Consider the following 21,945-nt stretch of genomic DNA (forward strand, 5'->3'; position numbering starts at 1 on the left):
CCGCATGCCCAACAATTCTCGGCAGGTGGCGCTGCATACCTGGCTGATGCTGGTGCCGGTGTTGCTTCTGGTCATGGGAGCGATCAACGGGCTGGCGGCCTGGCAATTGCCGGCCGGCCTGCATCCGCCACATGCCGGCCTGCCGCTGATGTTGCTGGTGGGTGCCGGTCTGTTGGCGGTACTGCGACAACGCCTGCAGTGGGCGCGGCTATGCGGCGCATTGATACTGCCGTTCGGGTTGCATGCTCCGCTGCAGGCGTGGTGGCCGGCCCTCCTTGAGTTGCCCCTCCCCTGGCAAGCGCCGCTGACGCCGGCCACCGGTATTGCGATGCTGGTGGTGTCGGCGTGCCTGCTATCCGGCAATGCGACTCCGCGCGGCAGGCATGGCTGGCGGTTGGGTGGCGGTGTCATCGTCGTGATCGGTGCCGTCAGTCTTCTTTCTGCGCTGTGGCCGGAGCGCTTTTCGCCGGGGCCATGGGGAAGCGCCTTTGCCACGCCCTTCACCTCGCTTCCGGCACTGTTGGCCGGGACGGCCATGTGGATGATGGCGCGTCAGCACGTGGTGGCGCCAATGCTGAGCCGAGTGGCGATCCTGGCGCTGGTGGGAAGCGTGCTGGCCAGCGGGCTCGCCTGGTACGCGCTTACCTGGCAGCAGCATGATGCTAAGCGGCGACATGCCGCAGAACTGCTCTCCAGTTTCAAGGTCACCGCCGAACGCGTACTGGATGGTCAGCAGCGCGAACTGCAGCGCATGGCGTCCCGTTGGACGCAATTCGAAAACCTGCCGCCAATGGCTTATCGGGAGGCAGAGGCGGCGGCAGCATTTCGTGACTTGTCGAGTCTGGTCTCGCTGCACTGGCAGTCGGAGACCGAGCGCTTTCCCTGGGGGCGGGATCGTAGTGATGCCTATACGTTACTTGACTGCCTGACACGGCATGACTGGCTGCTCGATTGGCTGGCGGTGGGGGGGACTTATCCTCGCTGGGTATTGCCCGACCTTGAGCGTCCTGAGTTAGCGCTCGTGTCGGTACCGCTGCCCGGCGACATGCGTGGCCAACTCGTGGCTGCCATCGATCTCAGCCGCCTGCTGCGGGAGGAGATCCGCGCCCTGGTGACGCCACTGACGCTTTCCATCGAACGTCAGTCGGCTTCCCTGATGGCCAATCGTGAGCATGGCGGGGATGAGGTGGTGCTCGAGAAGAGCCGGCTGATTCTACCGGGTGGCGTCACCGTGGAAATACATGCCCATAATGACGGATCGTCGTTCTCTTCCAGCGCGGGATGGATGCCGCTGGGGGTGGCCGTGGGCGGTTGGGTGCTCAGTTACCTGTTGGCATTCAACCTGGGCATGGTGAATCTCGGCCGGCGACGCTCGCTGGCCCTGGTGAGCGCGCAGCGTCATTTGCGTGCTCAGCAGCGCGTACAAACCTTGATCGCTCGCGATCAGCCGCTATCCGATACCCTGAGAGCGATCTGTCGCTTGGTCGAGTCGCAGGCCAATGGGGCGATCTCTTCCATCATGCTGTGCGATGACGAGCAGAAGACGCTGGATCGGATATACAGCGTCAACCTGCCGGAGCGATATCTTGCAGCGGTACGCGGCGTTCCGATCGGGCCCGGGATGGGAGCGTGCGGCCACGCGGCCTATGTTCGCGATTTTGCCATTTGCGTGGATATCGCTCGCGATCCGCGCTGGCGAGGGTATCGCGATGTAGCGGAAGAGCACCGGCTACGCGCCTGCTGGTCCTACCCCGTCATTGCCAGCGATGGGCGGGTATTGGGTACCTTCGCGACTTACTACCGCCAGCCGCGGGAGCCTTCGCGGAGCGATCGGCGCCATGTGATCGAGGCCGCCGAGCTGGTTTCGCTGGCGGTCGAACGCGAGCGCAACCGCCGCGCGCTGCTCGAGAACGAGCAGCGCTACCGCTCGCTGTTCACCTATCACCCCGATGCCGTCTTCTCGCTCGATCTCGAGGGTTATTTCGTTACCGCCAATGCGGCCTGCAGCGGCATCACCGGCTACACGCTGGAGGAACTGCAAGGCTTGCATTTCGCCGAACTGATCGAGCCCGCCGAGCGCGAGCGCATCGAGGCGCTGTTCCGCAAAACGAGCCAGGGGGAGGCCTTTCGTCACTCCTTGACGATCAAGCGTCGCGATGGCGGCAGCGCCTATCTCGACCTGACCCATCTGCCGATCGTGATCAACGACAAGGTAATGGGGCTCTACGGTATTGCCAAGGACATGACGGAGCGGCATCGCTGGGAGACTGAGCTGCGCATTTTGCAACGCAGCGTCGAGGCCAGTATCAACGGCATTATCATTGCCGATGCGCAGGTGCCGGACATGCCGATCATCTACGCCAACGAGGCCTTCGAGCGTATCACCGGCTATCGGCGCAGCGAGATATTGGGCAGGAACTGCCGCGTGCTGCAGGGCAGCGAGTCCGATCCGACGGCTATCGCCCGGCTTCGACAGGCCATTACCGAGCGGCGTGAGATCAATGTCACGCTGTGCAATTACCGTAAAGATGGCACGCCGTTCTGGAACAATCTCTACCTGGCGCCCGTGCGCGATGGCGAGGGCAGGGTGACGCATTTCGTCGGCGTACAGCATGATATTTCCGAACGTAAGGCCTACGAGGCGAAGCTCTCTTTTCACGCCAGCCACGATGCGTTGACCGGCCTGGCCAACCGGTCGCTGTTCGAGAGCCATCTGCTGCGCGAGGTGCCATTGGCGCAGCGCCATGGCCGACAACTGGCCGTCCTGTTCGTCGACCTCGACGATTTCAAGCCCATCAACGACAGCCTGGGACATGAGGTCGGCGACCAGGTGCTGATACAGGTCTCGCAGCGTCTGGCCGATGAACTGGCTCCCGGCGATACGTTGGCACGCTTCGGCGGCGATGAATTCGTGATTCTTCTACCGAAACTCCATCAGGAAGAGGCCGCCGTTAGGCTGGCCGAGCGCTTGCTGACGTGTATCGGTCGGCCCTACCGGGTCGAAGAGCACGAGTTTTATATCGGCGCCAGCGTCGGCATCGCGTTCCTGCACGACGGCCTGCATAACCCGGTCGAGCTGATCCAGCAGGCCGACATGGCGATGTACCGTGCCAAACAGAGAGGGCGCAATGCCTGGGAGTGCTTCACCGATGAGCTCAATGACGAGGTGAGTGCGCGCATGGCGCTGCGCAACGACCTGCAGGAGGCGATCGAGGCGGGGAGCTTCGAGCTGCATTACCAGCCTCTGCTTGACGCCGGCGACGAGAGCGTGCTCGGGTTCGAGGCGCTGGTGCGTTGGAAGCATCCCGTGCGTGGCTACCTGTCGCCGGGGACGTTCATTCCGCTGGCCGAGGATACCGGACAGATCGGGCCGATCAGCGAGTGGGTTCTGCGACAGGCTTGTCGCGATATGTGCCGGTTGTCGGCGGAGGGGTACGGCCAATTCCGCGTCTCTGTCAATCTTTCGCCATTGCAGTTCCGGCGCGCCAATTTCTTGGCGAACCTGCAGCAGGTCCTGCGGGAAACCGGGCTGTCGCCCCAGGCGCTCGAACTGGAGCTGACCGAGGGCGTACTGATGACCGAGACGGCGACGGCCGTGGCCACCCTGCACCGCCTTCGTGAGATGGGAGTGGAAGTCTCCATCGACGACTTCGGTACGGGCTTCTCGAGCCTGAGCTATCTCAAGCAGTTGCCCATCGGCAAGATCAAGATCGATCGCAGTTTCATTCGCGATGTCACCACCCATCGACATGACGGTGCCATCGTTCAGGGCATCATCTCCATGGCGCATCATCTGGGATTGACCGTGGTGGCGGAAGGGATCGAGGAGCCGCAGCAGCGGGACTTCCTGGCGGCTCACGGTTGCGATGTCTTCCAGGGCTTTCTGTTCGCGCGTCCGATGCCGCTGGATCGGCTACGCCGCTACCTGAACGAACGGCGACCCAGGAGGATCGGTGCTAAAGATCCACTCGCTTCGGCCGATAAATAGGGGTTTGGCGGGTCGCACGGGTGGTCAAGTTATCGAGAGGCGCGCATGACGCAAGAGCAGGATGACTTTATCCGGGTAACGAACCCGGCCGAGATCGAAGCGCTGCTGGATGGGCTGATACAACCCGGGGGGGCCTCGCTGCTGCTGGACAAGCCCGATGGTGCCCCGCTGCCGGTCGTGGTGATGGAGCAGTGCTCCGCCGAATCGCTACGGCTCGATATCACGGCGGTGCGCGAAATCAGTGTCGAGCTCAAGCGAGGCCTCGGCTTCCGCCTGCTGGGGCAGGTGAATGGCAAGATGGTACGTACGCCCCAGCTCAAGGCGCTGGAGGTCGACTCGGCAGGGGGGCGCGTCATTTGCCTGGGCGAATACCCGTCTTATCTCGAGGAGTTGCAGCGTCGAGAGTCGTTCCGCGCGCGCTTGCGGCTGGGCATGGAGGCAGGCGCCATATTGCGCAGCCTGGGGGATGACCGACCGGCGGTGCAGGGGGATCTCAAGGACCTGTCCCAGGAGGGATGCCAGCTCGAGTTGCCTTTGTCGGCCGCCACGCTGCTCGCCGAAACGGCGCTGTTCGAGATCGAGCTCTGCTTTCCCAACGGTACCCGTTTTGCGGTCCAGGGATCGTCCCGTCACAAGGTGGCGGACGCCAACCGCCAGACGCTTCGTGTCGGATTTCATTTCGAAGCGCGTACGGCGGAGCAGGAGCGCAAGCTCTGGTTCTTCGTGCGCGAAATCGAGCGCGAAACCTCCCGCTACGGTGAAGAGGCCGATGTCGGCCGACTGCCCTCCACGCTATTCCAGAGCCAGTCCGCAGCGGCGCCGACTGTCGGTCGGCGCAACCTGCTGGAGTATCCCACGCCCATGGCGCGACGGCTGGCGCGCGTGGCCGGCTACCTGGATGCCCAGTTGCTGGAGCTGCAGCAGGGCGACATGGTCGATTCGGTGCAGCTTTCGCGTCACGCCGACCTGCTGTTGATGCTGGCCGAAGAGGATATCGAGGCGCTGCTGTTCGCGACACGCTGCCTCGGCCGCGAACCTTGGCTCGTGCGCCATGGGCTGGGCGTGGCCGTGCATGCCCTGGCGTTGGTCGACGGCAGCTCGGTGCCGCGTGAGGTGCGCAAGGCGCTGGCCGCCAGCGCCATGTTGCATGACCTGGGCAAGGCCTTGTTGCCGCCGGCGCTGCTGGCCGCCGCATCGTTCGGGCCGGCGGAGTACCAGCAACTCAAGGAGCATGTGCCGCGACTGCGTCAGCGGCTTGCACGCTGCCAATGGCTCTCGCCCTCGATTGTCCGGGCGATCGTCAACGGCACCAACGAGCGCCTGGACGGCAGTGGGTATCCCGCTGGTATCGAGGGCTCGGAGCTGCCGGAGCTGGCGCGCATGAGCGCCGTGGTCGACGTCGTGGATGCCATGCGACGCGATCGCGTCGACCGGCCTGCGTGGCGGATCGATTCGGTCTATCGTCACCTACTGAAATCGCCCGAACAGTTCGACCCTTCATGGGTCAAGCGCTATGTCCAGCGCTTCGGGCTGCGCCCCGTGGGCTCCCTGGTGCGCTTCAGCGGCGGCGCGATGGCCTGGATTCAGCGGCTCGATCAGCAAGGCAAGCCGTTCCAGGTGCAGTTGACCGAGCGTATCGAGCCGCCTGGCGATGCGTTGGGCGAGGTGCTGCGTGGCGACGTCACGGTACGTTTGGGCGATATGGTCGAAGAGATCCCCGTCTCGACCTGAGTGCCTTGGTCGTGAACCGTCATTCCGGGCGAGGGCTAAAGTTGTTCGGCCGTACGCCGATAATCAGAAATGACCTGATGGTTGCGGGCTTTTCACCGGAATCCTTGGCGCAAAGCCTGCCACAATAGCGGGATGGAAAAGGAAGCGTCATGGCTACGATAAGCTCGCTGGGCATCGGTTCGGGGTTGGATCTCAACGGCCTGCTTGACCAGCTCAACGCGGCCGAGCGCAAGAAGCTCGAGCCGATCGCACTGCAGCAGAAAAGTGTTCAGGCGAAGATATCCGCCTATGGCAAGCTGCAGGGGGCGCTAACCAAGCTGCAGGATGCCGCGGCGAAGCTCAATAAGCCGGAATTTTATCAAAGCGTATCGAGCAACGTTACCGGAAGCAGTGTCACCGCAGCGGCTGGGGCCGAAGCTCAGCCGGGCCGCTACGACGTCAATGTGACGAGCCTGGCCCGTGCCCAGAGCCTGGCAACCGGAGGGTTCGCTGCGCGCGATGCCGACCTGGGCGCTGGGGAGATGACGATCAATGTCGGCTCCGGAGATAGCGCACAGGCGCTGCACTTGAGGTTCGATGCCGCCGCTAGCTCGCTCGAGGATATTCGCGATGCGATCAATGCGGAAAAGGCCGGTGTCACCGCCTCCATCGTCAATGACGGCAGTGCCGAGCCTTACCGCCTGGTGCTATCCGTCGACGATACCGGTACCGATGCCGCGGTACAGAGCATCACCTTTGCCAGCGACAATGGCGACGCCGCCCTGGACGACTCGCTTTCCTATGGCGGCACCGGCACGATGTCCCAGACGGTGGCTGCCAAGAACGCGGCGCTGGAAGTGAATGGCATCACGATTACCAGCCAGTCCAACCAGGTGGAAGGTGCGATCCAGGGGCTGACGCTCAACTTGGCCGAGGCGGGTGAGGCGACCGTCAGAGTCGAGCGCAACACCTTGGCGATTCGCGAAGCGGTAGGGGGTTTTGTCAAAGCCTACAACGAGCTGCGCACTACCGCCCAGAGCCTGACCCGTTTCAATTCGGAGACAGGCGATGCGGGAGAGCTGCTGGGGGACAGCGCGCTGCGCACGGTCGAGTCGCGTTTGCGCAGCACGCTGAGCGGTGGCGTGGGAGAGGGGGAGTTTCGCATGCTATCGGATATCGGCATTACGCTGCAGCGAGACGGATCGCTCAAGCTCGATGAGGGCAAGCTGAGCGATATCGTGGCGAACTCCCCAGATCAATTATCGCGCTTCTTCGCCGGCGAAACCAAGGCGTCGGGGATGGCCGGCAAGCTGGGACAGTCCCTGGATCAGATGCTTGGCGACAAGGGGCTACTGGATAATGCCAAGAAGGGGCTTGAGTCGCGTATCGAGAGTCTCAAGGATCGCTACGCCCGCATGGAAACGGGTATCGAGCGCACCATTGAACGCTACCGCATCCAGTTCGGCAAGCTCGACGGCCTGATCGCCCAGATGAACCAGACCAGCGATTACCTGTTTCAGCAGTTCGAGATGATGAACGCCCAGCTTGGGCGCAAGAAGTAATCGGCTCATGCGCATACGGCCGTCGGCATGACGTCGCTGCGACACGGGCCAAGCTACCATAAGAGAGGTTTCGCCATGACTGCCATGCGAGGAGCTGCCGCCTACGGCCGGGGAGCCGGGGCCTACGCCCGGGTCGGCGTGGAGAGCGGTGTGATGTCGGCCAACCCGCATCAATTGATCGTGATGCTGTTCGACGGTGCCCAGGGGGCGATTCGCGCCGCGCGCATCCATATGCAGGCGGGCAATACCGCCGAGAAAGGCAAATCCATTTCCAAGGCGTTGGACATCGTCAACAATGGGCTCTTAGCCGCTTTGGACATGGAAAAAGGCGGCGAAATCGCCGAGCGGCTCGGTTCGCTCTACGAATATGTATCGCGTCTGCTGTTGGCCGCCAATCTGCACAATGACCAGGAGAGTCTCGACCAGGCCGAGCGACTGCTGGACGATATCGCATCCGCTTGGCGGGAAATCGGCACCACAGGAGCACAGCGCTGAGATGGCAATGACGACGGCTCGTGCCGTGATCGACGGTTATGCCGAACTGCGGCAGCAGGTGGCCACCATGCTGGCGCTGGCCAATGAGGGGGATTGGGAGGCGCTCATCGAGCAGCAGGCGGGCTACCTGCAGTTGACCGATCGGCTCCGGCAACTGGACGACCAGTCGAACCTGAATCGGGAGGATGCGCAGCGCAAGGCCGAGTTGCTGGAGGCGATTCTGGCCGACGACCTGGCGATTCGTGAGCACCTCGTGGCACGCCGCACCGAGCTTGGACAGCTGATGGATGCGACCCGCCGCCAGCGCGATCTGCATCGCAGCTATGGAAAACAGGCGGCGACAGTGGTCGATGCCGCCAACCAGTTCGGCCAGAGGGTCCCGTGAGTGGCATTACGCCACTGTTGGATACGCTGCTCCATCAGGTCCTGGGCAAGCGTATCGATACGGCGCCGCCACGAGATCTGACCGAGCCGGTTCGGCCGGTCGATCCGGGCGAGGGGCCGCGTGCTTTGCACAGCGACTCTCGCCTCGATGGGCGGCGTCCGGCCGCGGCACCGTTGCAGGGCGCCGCGGCAACTCCCCAGCGAGGCGAGGCATCGGCGGCACCGGCGGGTGCCACCTCTCCGCCGGCTTCTTTTCAGACGCACTTCAGTCCCTCGGCGAGAACGATAGCCGACCTGTTGGTACGATTTCCTGCACCTCCTTCCGTATTGCGTTCATCGGTGCCGCTGATGGGCGCCGAAGCATCGCCCAGCGCCACGACGCTGGCCGATCGGCTCCAGGCGGGAGTCCGCGATAGCGGGTTGTTCTACGAATCGCATCTGTCACGTTGGTATCGCGGTGACATGAGTCGCCAGCAGCTCGAGCGCGAGCCGCAAATGCTGCGTACGCTCCGCTTTTCTCCTGCCTCCATGCCGGCTTCCGCTCCGGCCGCTGGTACCACGATGGCAGGAACCGTGGCGCCTTCGGTGCCTGGCGCCGTCGGCTTGTCGGCGCAAGGAGGGGCGGTCCCGGCATTTCCCCAGCCGGGGGCAGCGGCGCCCGTCCCGGGTCTCGGTCAATCGGCGGCGGCGCAGGCGGCCGGCTCCTACGTTTCCACCGAGGCCTTGCTACCTAACACGGGACGTTCCGATGGGGGGCCGCCTGGAGGGCCGGGGCGCCTTGCGGCCTCGTCGCGCGAGGCGCTCGCGCGGGGCCAGCCGATGGGCGAAGTGAGCGACTCCGCTGGGCGTGAAGCCGAGCAAGCCATGCGCTCACGCGCTGCGGGTGAGGCGGTACACGAGAGTTTGCAGGGCGTGGTCCGTCATCAGCTCGAAATGCTGGTGGCCCCGGTGCTGCGCTGGGAGGGGGATGTCTGGTCGGGAATTTTCATGGCCTTGATGATTCAACTGCCGGCCGGGGCGAGGCGCGAAGGGGAGGGGGGCCATGGGGGTGACGAGGAAGGAGACCGTCAGGAGGCGTGGCACTCCGAACTCAAACTGACGATGCCGGGGCTGGGTGAGCTTGGCGTCGCGTTCTGGTTGCGGGAAAGCCATTTGCGAATGGAGTTGAAGGCGCGTGACGATGCCACCCTCGCCACGCTTCGCGAGGGAGTGCCGCAGCTTGAGCAACGACTGCGCGAGGCCGGTCTTTCGACGGTACTGATCGACACGTTGGTGCAGCGAGAGGAAATGCAGGACGCACGGCTGCCAGCGGAGGAACGCGATGGCCCCCACGTCTGAGTCGGATTCCAGTTTCGAGCGGGCGTCGGGTCCGCAGCGACGGCGCCAGGCGGTAGCGCTGGCTTATCGTGATGGCGACGATGCCCCCCGGGTGTTGGCCAAGGGATATGGGGACATGGCCGAACGGATTCTGGCCGAGGCCAAGCGGCAAGGGATTTACGTCCACGACGCGCCGGAGCTGGTGTCGCTGCTCATGGGGCTCGACCTGGATGAGCGCATTCCCCCCTTGCTCTATCAGGTCATTGCGGAGTTGCTGGTCTGGGTCTATGAGCTTGAGAAAACAACGCCGGAGGAATGACCAAGAAACCGTGCGAAACTTTTTGTAAAATTTTGTAATCAAGTCGAGTTATGTTTATTTTTGTCAATAGTTAGTCATGCTTTTTTTTGCGTTTCTGCACAGTAGCTTAACGATTTCATTCTGAGGACTGGGTTTTTTCAGCGTTTTGCCTGAGTGTCTTGTCCTGTTCCGTACGGTTGGCACCGCATCGAACAGTGGTCACAATGCGTCACGTAGCATTAACAGTCCTTGTCAGGAGCGGTGCGCACCGCCAAATGCGTAACTGAACTGTAACAGACGTTAATAAAAAATAAGGACACGCAAATCCACCGCGTGCAGGGAAAAATGAAATGAAAAACACGAATCACCTGGATGAGATCCAGGAGCTCAATCTCGCCTATCTGTTGTTGGCACAGCGCCTGCTCAATGACGACCGTGCGGCGGCCATGTTTCGCCTCAAGATCAATGAGGAAACGGCAGATCTGCTGTCGTCCCTCGGCGCCGCTCAACTGACGCGCCTGGCACGAACCAACCAATTGCTCTGTCACTTCGGTTTCGAAAGAGCGGAACAGCTTCGGCAGGTCGTCGATAATCCTCGTGACAATGGACTGTCCCAGTTCCACGCCTCGCTATTGATGGCTGGACGTGGTGCGGATTCCCTGTCTCGGGGGATCGCGTGATGTCGCAGAAAAGTCTCGTCGAAGAGATGCAGCAGGTTCAGCTCGCCATCGAACTGATCGAGCTGGGAGCCCGTTTGCAGGTGCTGGAGACCGAAACCGACCTGAGCCGGGCCCGATTGATTCGCCTTTTCAAGGAAGTCCGCGGCATGTCGCCGCCCAAGGGGATGCTGCCATTCTCCACCGACTGGTTCATCACCTGGCTGCCGAACGTACACGCCTCGCTGTTTTACAATATCTACCGTAGCCTGGTGGCGGACCAGGGGCGGGAGAGAATGCAGGCCTTCGTCACCGCCTACAAACTCTATAGCGAGCAGGTCAGCCTTGACCAGGCTGAGCCCGTGCTGGGGTTGACCCGGGCCTGGACGCTGGTGCGCTTCTTCGAAAGCGAATTGCTGCAACTATCCACCTGTACGCACTGCAGCGGTCGCTTCGTCGCCCATGCGCACTCTCCCGATCATGACTATGTGTGCGGTGTCTGCATGCCTCCCTCGCGTGCCGGCAAGACCCGCCGCCGTCGTCAACTGGAGGAGAGCGAGGCGCGGGTCGTCGGCCTTGGCACGCCATTGACCCAACAGGCCGGCTGAGCCCGTTCACCCGCTCCCACGCCGCCTGCCAGGACGCCGCCCCGATGGTCGCATCGGGGCGGCGTCCGTGCGTTTTGACGCTGCCGCGCTGTTTTTTCTTCCGTCTTGGGCTCAAGTATCGCCTCGCCATGCCGATAGTGGTGATATCGACGGGTTGATTCGCTAAAGGGTATCGTCTGTGCTGATTTTATTAGGGTATATCGTCGTCCTGCTGTCCGTGTTCGGTGGCTATGCGCTTGCCGGGGGGTATCTCGGTCCGCTCTATCAACCGACCGAGCTATTGATCATCGGCGGTGCGGGAATCGGGGCTTTCATCGCGGCGAATAACGGCAAGGCGATCAAGGCCGCCTTCAAGATCTTTCCCCAGCTTCGGCGCACCAAGAAGTACAAGAAAGCGCTGTTCATGGAACTGCTCGCGGTACAGTTCAAGCTGCTGAGCAAGGTCCGCCGCGAAGGCATGCTCGGTATCGAGCGTGACGTCGAGAACCCCCAGGAAAGCGCGCTGTTCCAGGAGCACCCCAAGGTGCTCGCCGATCCCATGATCATGAGTTTTCTGACCGACTACCTGCGCCTGATGGTCAGTGGCGGCATGGATCCGATGGAGCTGGACGAACTCATGCTGCATGAGATCGAGACCTTCGAGCAGGAGGCGCACATCCCCGCCGACGCGATTGCCAAGGTCGGTGACGCCATGCCGGCATTCGGGATCGTGGCGGCCGTCATGGGCGTGGTGAAGGCGCTGACGTTTGCCGACGCGTCACCGGAGCAGATGGGGGAGATGATCGCTCACGCGCTGGTCGGCACTTTCCTCGGCATTCTAATCGGTTATGGCTTCGTCAATCCGCTCGCCAGCAGCATCGAGCGCCAGGCCAAGGAAGCCGAGAAAATGCTGCAGTGTATTCGCATTACCTTGCTGGCCAGCCTTCACGGCTATGCGCCGCAGTTGGCGGTAGAGTTCGGTCGCAAGGCCTTGCACAGCAGTGAGCGTCCGGGCTTTAACGAGCTCGAGACCTACGTGCGCAACGCCAAGTCGGGTGCGGCGGCAGAATGAGGGCGGGTGGCGACAAGCGACCGATCGTCATTCGGCGCAAGAAGGTCATCCAAGCCCACCATGGCGGCAGCTGGAAGATCGCACTGGCGGACTTCATGACGGCGCTGATGGCCCTGTTCCTGGTGATGTGGATACTCTCGGTATCCAGCCCGGAAGAGCGGGAAGGCGTGGCCGACTACTTCAGTACGCCATTGACCAACGCCGTTACCGGTGGAAATCGCTCGGGTAGCACCCAGGTGATACCCGGCGGTGGGCCCGATCCGGCACACACCGAAGGCGAGCGGGCGCGAATCGACACGCTCAGCCGGACGCGGCCGAGCGAGCAGCAGCGTCGCTTCTTCATGGATCTGCAGCGGCGCATCGAAACGGTGATCGAGGCCGATCCCGAGCTGCGTGAACTGCGCCAGCAGATGCGTTTCGACCTGACTCCGGAGGGGTTGCGTATCCAGCTGCTGGATACCGAGCAGCGGCCCATGTTCGATATCGGCAGCGATCGGGTCGCGCCGTACATGCGCAACCTGTTGAGAACCATCGCGCCTTTGCTCAACGATTTACCCAACGATCTGAGCATCAGCGGGCATACCGACAGCCGGCCCTACGCCGGCGGGTATCGGGGGTACAGCAACTGGGAGCTTTCCAGCGACCGAGCGAATGCGTCCCGCCGCGAGCTGGTTGCCGGCGGGCTCGACTCCAGCAAGCTGTTGCGCGTTTCGGGCTTTGCCGATCGTGTGCTACTGCCCGATACCGACCCGAACGACGCGGACAATCGCCGCATCGAGCTGCTGGTACTGTTGCCCGAGGTGGCCGACTACATCCGTCGGCCCAGCATTCTCGACGGCCCCGGTATGCCGAGCCCGATGAGTACGCGGTTGCAAAGCGATATCGACCTGGCACCGGTCGAACAATTTACAGAAGGCCTGCGCCGTACACTCACTCCCGAGTGAGGCGCGTGGAAACCAATCTGACACCAGGTGGTAATGCGCATGGATATCACGGATTTCTATGACACTTTCTTCGAGGAGGCCGAAGAGCTGCTGGCCGATATGGAGCGCCACCTCCTGGAGCTGGACGTGGATGAGCCGGATACCGAGCAGCTCAATGCCATCTTTCGCGCCGCGCACTCGATCAAGGGCGGCGCAGGCACCTTTGGCTTCGACATCCTGCAGAAGACCACCCACCTGTTCGAGAACCTGCTCGACCACACCCGCAAGGGCGAGCTTACGCTGCGCCGGGACATCGTCGATACCTTTCTGGAAACCAAGGACATGCTCAATGATCAGCTAGACGCCTATCGCAACGGCGACGAGCCCGATCAGGAGGCCTTTGAACGCATTTGCCGGACGCTGCAACAGATAGCGCTGGAAGAGATCGGTCAGGACCTCGAAGGCGGGACAGGCGCGGCGCCCAAACCGGCCGCGCCACCGAAGACGCCCGAGCCGGAACCCCAGGCGACGGATGGCGCCGCCGGCGAAGGGGAGCGTCTTGTCGTCACGCTACTCAATGTCGGCGAGAAGGATCGTCAACTGCTCGTCGAAGAGCTGGCCCAGCTCGGCGACGTCATCGCTCAGGGAGGCGACGAGTCGCGCTACGAAGTGACCTTGGCATCCTCCGTGAGCGGCGATGATATCGAGGCGGTCATGTGCTTCATCGTGGATGCCGACCAGGTCCAGATTCGCTCGGCCCCCCATGGCCAGGCGGCACAAGCCGAGGCGATGACGGAAACCGTGCAACCCGCGGAAGCGACGCCGCCGAAGCCCGATGCCGAGCCGGCCAATTCCGCTGCGGCGAGTGCCGGAAACGAGAAGCAGGTCACTACCGCATCCGCGCCGAGAACCAAGTCCAAGGGTAAGCCGAAAGCCAAGTCCGGGGGCGAGTCGACCTCGATTCGCGTTTCGGTCGATAAAGTCGATCAGATCATCAATCTGGTGGGTGAGCTGATCATTACCCAGTCGATGCTGGACCAGACCGTCAGCGAGTTGGACGTCGTGTCCGACGGCGCGCTGCTCAATGGCATGAGTCTTTTGCAGCGCAACGCCCGGGATCTGCAGGAAGCCGTGATGTCGATCCGCATGATTCCGATGGATTTCGTCTTCAGCCGCTTCCCGCGCGTCGTCCGTGAAACCGCCGGGAAGCTGGGCAAGGAGATCGAACTGGTCACCGAGGGCGAGTCGACGGAGCTCGACAAGAGCCTCACCGAGCGCATCATCGATCCGTTGACGCACCTGGTACGCAACAGCCTCGATCATGGCATCGAGCCGCCCGACGTGCGCGAAGCGGCCGGCAAGTCGCGCACCGGCAAGCTGGTCCTGTCGGCCAAGCACCAGGGCGGCAATATCATCATCGAGGTGATCGATGACGGTGCGGGGCTCAACCGTGACAGATTGCTGACCAAAGCCCGCGAGAACGGCCTGCCCGTTTCCGACACCATGAGCGACGACGAGGTATGGCAGCTGATCTTCGCGCCGGGTTTCTCCACCGCCAAGGAGGTGACCGACGTCTCCGGTCGCGGCGTCGGCATGGACGTGGTCAAGCGCAATATACAAGGCATGGGGGGGCATGTGCAGATCATGTCCCGTCCGGGCGAAGGAACCACCATCCGCATCGTCCTGCCGTTGACCCTGGCCATCCTCGACGGCATGTCGATCAAGGTCGGCAGCGAGATGTTCATCCTGCCGCTGTCGGCGGTACTCGAGTCGCTGCAGCCGGCCAAAGAGGACCTCTACGCCATGGCCGGTGACGATGTCGTGCTCAAGGTGCGCGACGAGTACCTGCCGGTCGTGGCGGTTCACGAAGCCCTCGACGTGCCCGACGCCAAGACCGAGCTCACCGAGACCATCGCCGTCATCGTACAGGGCGAGGGTCGTCGCTATGCGCTGCTGGTCGATGATCTGGTCGGCCAGCAGCAAGTGGTGGTCAAGAATCTCGAAACCAACTACCGCAAGGTGCCGGGGGTATCCGCCGCCACCATTCTCGGGGATGGCAGCGTGGCGCTGATCCTCGACATTACCGGCCTGCATCGACTCAGCCGCGCCAAGAAGGAGAAGCGCCGGCCCGAGCGGAAACCGTCACTCGAAGCCCTCACCGACCAAGAGCTGGAGACCTGATCATGAACCAGACGAACGAAGCGGCACTGGCCGCGGCCGAAGCCCACAACCGTGAATTTCTGGTGTTCTCGCTGGGCGACGAAGAGTACGCCGTCGATATCCTCAAGGTTCAGGAGATTCGCGGTTACGAAAACGTGACCCGTATCGCCAACGCGCCCGATTTCATCAAGGGCGTGACCAACCTGCGTGGCGTGATCGTGCCGATCGTCGATCTGCGCATCAAGTTCCACCTCGACAAGGTCGAGTATGGCGGCCAGACGGTGGTGATCGTGGTCAACGTCGAGGATAGGGTGGTCGGCATTGTGGTCGACGGTGTCTCCGATGTGATGACGCTTTCGCCGGAGCAGATCAAGCCCGCGCCCGAGTTCGGTGTCACGTTGTCCTCGGATTTCCTCAGCGGCCTCGGCAGCCTGGAAGATCGTATGTTGGTGATCGTCGATATCGACAAGCTGCTCACCAGCGACGAGATGGAGCTGGTGGAACGCGTCGCCGAGTAGCGCGACACGGAATCAAGTTTTTGCCGTGAAAGCCGATAGTCGGAGTAGGAGCGGACTCGCCCGACGTCCCGAACCCATCAACCAGGCGTGTGCCTGTCGCTCATGAGGGGGTGGTGTGAAGTTTCTCGATAATCTGACGGTTCGTGCCAGTTGGTTCCTGGTACTGCTGTTCTTCGGCGGGATGATCGTCGTGCTCAGTCTGCTGGGGTGGTATGCGCTACAGCAGAGCGGTGCCGCGGTGGCCGCCATGGCGCCTCATGCCGGCGAATCGGGGGCTTCCTACCAGGCCTCCTTCACCGCGATGGCCGACCTGGTGCGCCTGGCCATCCTCGCGGTGCTGATGGGGTCGGTGGCGGTCATGGTCGTCGTGGTATGGGGCATCTCGGTCAACGTGCTGCAACCGCTGGCGCGCCTGGTGGGTTACTTCGAAGGGCTGGCGCAGGGCGATCTCTCTCAACCGGTGGAGAATCGCGGCAACAACGAGATCGGGCGCCTCTTCCTCTCGCTGAAGCATATGCAGGACGGTCTCTCCGATACCGTGGGAACGGTGCGCAGCAGCAGCGAAGGCATCTACCAGGGCGCTCACGACATCGCCGACGGCAATGGGGAGCTGTCGTCACGCACCGAGCAGCAGGCTGCCTCGCTCGCCGAAACGGCGTCGAGCATGGAGGAATTGGCCTCCACCGTCGAGCAGAACGCCGACAACGCGCGCCAGGCCAGCCAACTGGCGGCCGAGGCCTCGCGCACCGCGGCACAGGGCGGCGAGGTAGTAGGCGAGGTGGTGTCCACCATGCACGACATCAGCGAAAGTTCGCACCAGATGTCGGACATCATCGGCGTGATCGACACCATCGCCTTCCAGACCAATATCCTGGCGTTGAACGCCTCGGTCGAGGCGGCGCGTGCCGGCGAGCATGGGCGCGGCTTCGCCGTGGTGGCGCAGGAAGTGCGCAACCTGGCCGGGCGAAGCGCGTCTGCGGCGGGCGAGATTCGTACCCTGATCCAGGCGTCGCTGGAAAAGGTCGACGTCGGGACGTCGCGCGTTGACCGCGCGGGGCAGACCATGCGCGAGATCGTGGCGGCGGTACAGCGGGTCAGCGACATCATGGACGAGATCGCCTCCGCCTCGCTGGAACAGAGCAACGGCATCGGTCAGGTCAATCAGGCTGTCACCGAGATGGACCAGACAACCCAACAGAACGCCGCCCTGGTCCAGCAGGCCGCGACGGCGGCGACCCAGCTCGAGGCGGAAGCAGGACGGCTGCGTGACGCGGTGATGCGCTTCCGCCTCGCCGGCCAGGCCAATGTCCCGGTGCCGGGCGAACGCCAGGCACGTACGTACCCCGCACAGCAGCCGACTACGCAGCGCGATCCGCTGCCGGGCGCAAGCGAGGCCGGGACGACGCCAAGGCCAAGGACGGATCGAGCGCAGGAAGAAGAGGAGTGGGCCTCCTTTTAAGGCCCGACAACATGACGAAACGTAAGGCGAGCCAACCGTATTGCCGGGTCACCTGACGAAATGAACACAGCCTAGGTTCGCTGGGGATAAAGGATAAGAACGATGCGAAACAACCAACCGGTTACGCAGCGCGAATACCAACTGGACGATCAGCAACTGCTGATCACTCGCACGGATACCAAGGGGCGCATCACCTACGCCAATGCGGCGTTCGTCGAGGTCAGCGGCTTCAGCCACGAAGAGCTGATCGGAGCACCGCACAACCTGGTGCGTCATCCCGACATGCCGCAGGAGGCTTTCGCCGATCTGTGGCACACGCTCAAGCGCGGCGATACCTGGCAAGGAGCGGTCAAGAATCGGCGCAAGAACGGCGACCATTACTGGGTACACGCCACGGTGACGCCGATTCTCGAAGACGGCCAGTGTCTTGGTTACACCTCGGTGCGCACCAAGATCGAGCCGAATGCCGTCGAGACGGCGGAGCGGGGCTATGCGCGTATTCGCGATGGGCGCGGTGGCCTGGTGGTGCGCGGGGGCAAGTTCGTTCGGCGGGGGCCGCTGGGCTGGGTGTCGCGAATTAACGTGCATACGCTTCGCGCCAAGCTCACCATGCTGACGCTGTCGGCGTTGCTGCTGCTCTTCGTCAGCGGAGGTGTCGGTCTCTATGGTCTTAAGGAGTCCGGCGAACGCCTCGCGGAACTCAACCGGGATGGCCTTCAGGATGTGATTCGCCTGCAGCAGGCCGGTCAACTGATTGCTCAGGGACCTCAAAGCCTCACCAGTGGGGAGCGCATGGAGGTGCTCAGCACCCGACACGAGCATGCCGAGTCGCTGAGGGGCGTAGCCGAGCGTCTGACGGACCTGTGGGGCGAATACGTCGAACGCGAGATCAATCAGACGCCGCTTGCCCTGGAGTTCGATGAAGCGCTGGACGCCTTCCTGCAGGAGGGGGTGCTGCCCATGGCTGACGCGCTGGGAGGAGAAGAAGCCTTCGACGCCATGATGGCACTGAACAACGACACCCAGCCGTTGCTGGAGCAGGCGGACGTTCTGACGGATCAGGTCAACCAGCTTATCGAACAGAAGCGCCTGGCCGCGTTGGGAATGGCCGAGGACGCCGAGCGGGGGCAGCAGCAGATGCTGCTCGTGCAGCTGGCGTTCATGGCGGTGGGACTGGTGCTGCTGATCGTCATCAGCGTCTGGATTCTGCGCGCGATCACTCGGCCGATCCGCCGGGCGGCGGATTTCACCCTGCAGATCGCCTCGGGCAACCTGGCGGTCCGCTCCCCCGAGCGGACCCGTGACGAGATCGGCGCGCTGCTCGATTCGCTGGATACCATGCGCAAGAGCCTCTACAGCACGACCTCCAGCGTGCTGCAGGGCATCGATGTGGTGACGCCCGCCTCGCGCTCCATCGCGCGTGGCAACGAGGATCTCTCGTCGCGTACCGAGCAGCAGGCGGCTTCGCTGCAGGAGACGGCGTCGAGCATGGAGGAAATGACCACCACGGTGCAGCAGAACACCGACAATGCCCGCCAAGCCAGCAGCCTGGCGCTGGACAATGCCGGTCGCGTGCGGGACACCGGCGAGCTGATGCACGGCGTGGTCAAGACCATGGAACGCATCACCGCCAGCTCGGAGAAGATGAAGGACATCATCAACGTCATCGACTCGATTGCCTTCCAGACCAACATCCTGGCGCTCAACGCTTCGGTGGAGGCGGCGCGTGCCGGCGAGCAGGGACGCGGTTTCGCCGTGGTGGCCGGCGAGGTGCGCAACCTGGCGGGACGCAGTGCGGATGCCGCCAAGGAGATCCGGCAGTTGATCGATGGCTCGGCCCGCGAGATTGGGGATGGGGCCAGCCAGGTGCAGCGTGCCGAGAGTGCGATGGCGGAAGTGGTGACGGCCTCGACGCGAGTCAACGACATCATGAGCGAGATCACCTCCGCCTCGGAGGAGCAAAGCAGCGGCATCGGTCAGATCAACCAGGCCATTGCCGAGATGGACCAGGTCACCCAGCAGAATGCCGAACGCGTGCAGCAGAGCGCTCTGGCCGCCAGCGATCTGCAGCATCAGGCCGAGTTGCTGGCGCGCGCCATCCGCGTCTTCCGACTGCGCAATGCCGGGCCGGAACAGGTTTCCAACCACGAGGCATCGACGACCGGAGCCGAAGAGAGCCAGCGCCAACAACACGCGCCTGCCGCCCTGCGTCACGATCCAAGGCCGACCAAGCCCGCCGCTTCGAAGCCGAGCAAAGCGACGTCGGATGAGGAGTGGGAAACGTTCTGAAGCGAGCTTACCGTCCCGGTTCGGAAGGCTGGAAATCGCCATGGCCATAGCGCCAGGCAGCCTGAAGCGGCCGGGAGGGTGATGCAAAACCATGAGCCGATGACGCAGCGCGAATACCCATGGGACGGTCAATAGCGACCGATCTCCCGGACGGATACCCAAGGGCGTATGACGTACGCCAACGCAGCGTTCGTCGAGGTCAGCGGCGTCAGCCATGAAGCGCTGATCGGGCGGTTGATCGATGGTCGGCCCGCGCGATCGGTGCCGGCGATCGGCAGCACCAGGCCGAGCTGCTGGCACGCACGATGCGTCTTCCGCCTGCGCAATGCCGGGCCGGAGCAAGTGCCAAGTGAAGAGCGGATGACTCCACAGGCGGGCGGGGGGCCGACTATCGGCATGCCGCTTCGCCGGCGCGGGATCATGCTCCGCTTTTCGTGAAGCGCGAATTGGCCAAGCCAAGCAAGGCGGCAGCCGTCGATGAAGGATGGGAGACATTTTGACTCAATCACAGGGCCCCGGGGCGGAGCCGAATCAGTGGTCCGGGCTGGGTCATCTCGAACGTGACCTGATCCTGACCGATGAGGACTTCGCCCAGATTCGCCAGCTGATCTACCAGCGAGCCGGTATCGTGCTGGCGGAGCACAAGCGCGAGATGGTCTATAGCCGATTGGCCAAGCGTTTGCGTCACCATGGGCTTACCCGGTTCAGCGATTACCTGGCGCGGCTTTCACGCCAGCCCGAGGCACGGGAGTGGGAAGCCTTTACCAATGCGCTGACCACCAATCTCACTGCCTTCTTCCGCGAGATGCATCACTTTCCCCTGCTGGCCGAGCACGTGCGCAAGGCCAGCGGGCCGGTCAGGGTCTGGAGCGCGGCGGCCTCCACCGGCGAGGAACCTTATTCCATCGCCATGACCCTGCTCGAGAACCTGGGTTCCCGCGCCACCGAGGCCCGAGTGGTCGCGACCGATATCGATACGGAGGCGCTGACTCGGGCGCGTGCGGGCGTCTATCCGGTCGAGCAGGTGCGCAAGCTCGAAGAGGAACGCGTGAAACGTTTCTTCCAGAAGGGCAGGGGGGCGCACGAAGGGTTGGCGCGAATACGCCCCGAAGTCACTTCCCTGGTGGAATTCCTGCCGATGAATCTGTTGGCACCGCAGTGGCCGGTGAAGGGCCCTTTCGACGCCATCTTCTGTCGCAACGTGATGATCTATTTCGACAAGGAGACTCAGGCACGGATACTCCAGCGCTTCGCACCGCTGCTGAAGCCTGACGGACTGCTGTTCGCCGGCCACTCGGAGAATTTCTCCTACATCAGCAAGGTGTTCCGGCTGCGGGGTCAGACCGTCTATACCCTGGCCTAGCGCTGCGAACCTCAAGTTTTCACCCGTTTGGCCGATACGTGACTACATGTTCTGCCTTGAGCCGCCAATGTGGCTCTCGTTATAGGAGGCCTCGCCTTGGGATCGAACAGGATCAAGGTGCTGTGCGTTGACGATTCGGCGCTGATTCGTGACCTGCTCAGCGAGATCATCAATTCGCAGCCGGACATGGAAGTGGTGGCGGTGGCACCGGATCCGCTCGTTGCGCGCGACCTGATCAAGCGTCACAACCCCGATGTGCTGACGCTCGATGTCGAAATGCCGCGAATGGATGGGCTCGACTTTCTCGAGCGGCTCATGCGTCTTCGTCCCATGCCGGTGCTCATGGTCTCGTCGCTGACCCAGGCCGGCTCGGAGATCACCTTGCGGGCACTGGAGCTGGGCGCGCTGGATTTCGTGGCCAAGCCTTCGCTCGGCATACGCAACGGCATGATGGAGTATGCCAACGACATCGCCGAGAAGATCCGCGCCGCGGCCAAGTCCCGCCCGCGCCAGGCGCGGCGAGCGGAGACGCCTGCGCGGGCGACACTCAAGGCGCCGCTGGTGTCGAGCGAAAAGCTGATCATCATCGGAGCCTCGACGGGCGGAACCGAGGCCATTCGAGCGGTCCTCGAGCCGCTGCCGGCCAACAGCCCGGCCATCCTGATTACCCAGCATATGCCTGGTGGGTTCACGCGCTCCTTCGCCGAGCGACTGAACCGACTCTGCAACATCACGGTAAAGGAGGCGACCGACGGCGAGCGTGTGCTGCCGGGGCATGCCTACATCGCGCCGGGCGATGCGCATCTCAAGCTGGCGCGTAGTGGCGCCAATTATGTTGCCCGACTCGACGAGGGGCCGCCGGTCAACCGGCACCGCCCCTCGGTCGACGTCCTGTTTCATTCCGCCGCTACCCAGGCGGGTCGCAATGCGATCGGCGTGATTCTGACCGGCATGGGCAAGGATGGGGCGGCCGGGCTGCTGGCCATGCGTCAGGCCGGTTCGGCCACGCTGGCGCAGGACGAAGCCAGCTGCGTGGTCTTCGGCATGCCGCGTGAAGCCATCGCCGTCGGAGGGGCCGGTGAAGTGATCGGTCTGGACGAGATACCGGAGCGTCTGATGGAGCTGATCGCGGCTTCCGGCCGGGCGCAGCGCGTCTGACAAGGC

Annotated in this window: 18 protein-coding genes; all 18 read left to right on the forward strand. The window is 63.2% G+C overall.

Annotation, left to right across the window (positions count from 1 at the left end; all coding sequences use genetic code 11):
- Positions 1-4: 4 nt before the first annotated feature.
- Positions 5-3,988, forward strand: coding sequence for an EAL domain-containing protein (locus F0A17_RS02265; RefSeq protein ID WP_228716777.1), 3,984 nt, complete (start codon positions 5-7; stop codon positions 3,986-3,988).
- A gap of 45 nt (positions 3,989-4,033) precedes the next feature.
- Complete coding sequence (locus F0A17_RS02270; protein ID WP_149326703.1) at positions 4,034-5,719, forward strand: HD domain-containing phosphohydrolase; 1,686 nt, start codon at positions 4,034-4,036, stop codon at positions 5,717-5,719.
- 149 nt (positions 5,720-5,868) lie between these two features.
- The gene (gene fliD / locus F0A17_RS02275) at positions 5,869-7,260 is read left to right on the forward strand and encodes a flagellar filament capping protein FliD (RefSeq protein WP_149326704.1); all 1,392 of its coding nucleotides are present in this window, start codon (positions 5,869-5,871) and stop codon (positions 7,258-7,260) included.
- 75 nt (positions 7,261-7,335) lie between these two features.
- The gene (gene fliS / locus F0A17_RS02280; protein ID WP_149326705.1) at positions 7,336-7,755 is read left to right on the forward strand and encodes a flagellar export chaperone FliS; all 420 of its coding nucleotides are present in this window, start codon (positions 7,336-7,338) and stop codon (positions 7,753-7,755) included.
- 1 nt (position 7,756) lies between these two features.
- The gene (locus F0A17_RS02285; RefSeq protein ID WP_187774594.1) at positions 7,757-8,140 is read left to right on the forward strand and encodes a flagellar protein FliT; all 384 of its coding nucleotides are present in this window, start codon (positions 7,757-7,759) and stop codon (positions 8,138-8,140) included.
- Positions 8,137-9,477: a flagellar hook-length control protein FliK gene (gene fliK, locus F0A17_RS02290; RefSeq protein WP_149326707.1), complete on the forward strand. Its 1,341-nt coding sequence runs from the start codon at positions 8,137-8,139 to the stop codon at positions 9,475-9,477. Before F0A17_RS02285 ends, fliK begins: the two co-directional genes overlap by 4 nt.
- Positions 9,461-9,775: an EscU/YscU/HrcU family type III secretion system export apparatus switch protein gene (locus tag F0A17_RS02295; protein ID WP_149326708.1), complete on the forward strand. Its 315-nt coding sequence runs from the start codon at positions 9,461-9,463 to the stop codon at positions 9,773-9,775. Before fliK ends, F0A17_RS02295 begins: the two co-directional genes overlap by 17 nt.
- Positions 9,776-10,104: 329 nt before the next feature.
- Positions 10,105-10,434: a flagellar transcriptional regulator FlhD gene (gene flhD / locus F0A17_RS02300; protein WP_149326709.1), complete on the forward strand. Its 330-nt coding sequence runs from the start codon at positions 10,105-10,107 to the stop codon at positions 10,432-10,434.
- Positions 10,434-11,018 carry a flagellar transcriptional regulator FlhC gene (gene flhC, locus F0A17_RS02305; RefSeq protein WP_149326710.1) on the forward strand — a complete coding sequence of 195 codons (585 nt, stop codon included), beginning with the start codon at positions 10,434-10,436 and terminating at the stop codon, positions 11,016-11,018. The genes flhD and flhC overlap by 1 nt, the downstream gene beginning before the upstream one ends.
- A 178-nt stretch (positions 11,019-11,196) precedes the next feature.
- The gene (motA, locus tag F0A17_RS02310) at positions 11,197-12,069 is read left to right on the forward strand and encodes a flagellar motor stator protein MotA (protein ID WP_149326711.1); all 873 of its coding nucleotides are present in this window, start codon (positions 11,197-11,199) and stop codon (positions 12,067-12,069) included.
- The gene (gene motB / locus F0A17_RS02315; protein WP_149326712.1) at positions 12,066-13,013 is read left to right on the forward strand and encodes a flagellar motor protein MotB; all 948 of its coding nucleotides are present in this window, start codon (positions 12,066-12,068) and stop codon (positions 13,011-13,013) included. Before motA ends, motB begins: the two co-directional genes overlap by 4 nt.
- A gap of 39 nt (positions 13,014-13,052) precedes the next feature.
- Positions 13,053-15,173: a chemotaxis protein CheA gene (gene cheA, locus F0A17_RS02320; RefSeq protein ID WP_149326713.1), complete on the forward strand. Its 2,121-nt coding sequence runs from the start codon at positions 13,053-13,055 to the stop codon at positions 15,171-15,173.
- 2 nt (positions 15,174-15,175) lie between these two features.
- The gene (locus tag F0A17_RS02325; protein ID WP_149326714.1) at positions 15,176-15,670 is read left to right on the forward strand and encodes a chemotaxis protein CheW; all 495 of its coding nucleotides are present in this window, start codon (positions 15,176-15,178) and stop codon (positions 15,668-15,670) included.
- A 115-nt stretch (positions 15,671-15,785) separates the two neighbouring features.
- On the forward strand, positions 15,786-17,129 hold the full coding sequence (locus F0A17_RS02330) for a methyl-accepting chemotaxis protein (protein ID WP_149326715.1): 1,344 nt from the start codon (positions 15,786-15,788) through the stop codon (positions 17,127-17,129).
- 102 nt (positions 17,130-17,231) lie between these two features.
- Positions 17,232-19,418 carry a methyl-accepting chemotaxis protein gene (locus tag F0A17_RS02335; protein WP_149326716.1) on the forward strand — a complete coding sequence of 729 codons (2,187 nt, stop codon included), beginning with the start codon at positions 17,232-17,234 and terminating at the stop codon, positions 19,416-19,418.
- A 168-nt stretch (positions 19,419-19,586) separates the two neighbouring features.
- Positions 19,587-19,856 (forward strand): hypothetical protein, encoded by a 270-nt coding sequence (locus tag F0A17_RS02340; protein WP_149326717.1) that lies wholly within the window; start codon positions 19,587-19,589, stop codon positions 19,854-19,856.
- Positions 19,857-19,914: 58 nt separating this feature from the next.
- Positions 19,915-20,781, forward strand: coding sequence for a CheR family methyltransferase (locus F0A17_RS02345; RefSeq protein WP_149326718.1), 867 nt, complete (start codon positions 19,915-19,917; stop codon positions 20,779-20,781).
- Positions 20,782-20,877: 96 nt separating this feature from the next.
- The gene (locus F0A17_RS02350) at positions 20,878-21,939 is read left to right on the forward strand and encodes a protein-glutamate methylesterase/protein-glutamine glutaminase (RefSeq protein WP_149326719.1); all 1,062 of its coding nucleotides are present in this window, start codon (positions 20,878-20,880) and stop codon (positions 21,937-21,939) included.
- Positions 21,940-21,945: the final 6 nt, after the last annotated feature.

The organism is Billgrantia pellis (genome assembly GCF_008297955.1).
Lineage (GTDB): Bacteria > Pseudomonadota > Gammaproteobacteria > Pseudomonadales > Halomonadaceae > Halomonas > Halomonas pellis.